Annotated in this window: 1 pseudogene; it reads right to left on the reverse strand. The window is 65.0% G+C overall.

From position 1 onward, the window contains the following. Positions 1 to 443 (reverse strand): annotated as a pseudogene (locus EOA22_RS37145) (amidase); the annotation flags it as partial.

Raw genomic sequence — 443 nt, forward strand, 5'->3', positions numbered from 1 at the left:
GGCCGCTGTAGTTGAAGACGGCGCCATAGGCCGGCAGCATCCAGTAGCTCTGCTCCTTGCCGTCGACCGTGATCGGCGTGCCCGGCTCGCAATGCGGGAAGGCGGAAGTCATGGCGACCGGGCAGAGCAGCGCGTCATGGTTTTCGAAAAACCGGTCCCAGGCGAGAATGGACCTGTCGCGGCGGGCGAGTGCCTCGAACCAATGCGAGACCGGTGTCGGGTTCTCCGGCGACTCCGGCTGGGCGGCCTCCAGCATCATGCCGATCAGCGCGCCGCCCTGCTCCAGATCGTCGTGCAGATCGAGTTTTGGCAGTTTTGCTTCTTCGACGACGGCGCCGGCGCCTTGCAGATGCCCTGCGAGACTTTCGACTGCGGCAGAGATGTCGCCGGCCACCGGAAAGCTGGGAAAGGATGGCGCGAAGGCAATGCGCAGTGTCCTGGGA

It is taken from the genome of Mesorhizobium sp. M7A.F.Ca.US.014.04.1.1, from assembly GCF_003998745.1.
GTDB lineage: Bacteria > Pseudomonadota > Alphaproteobacteria > Rhizobiales > Rhizobiaceae > Mesorhizobium > Mesorhizobium ciceri.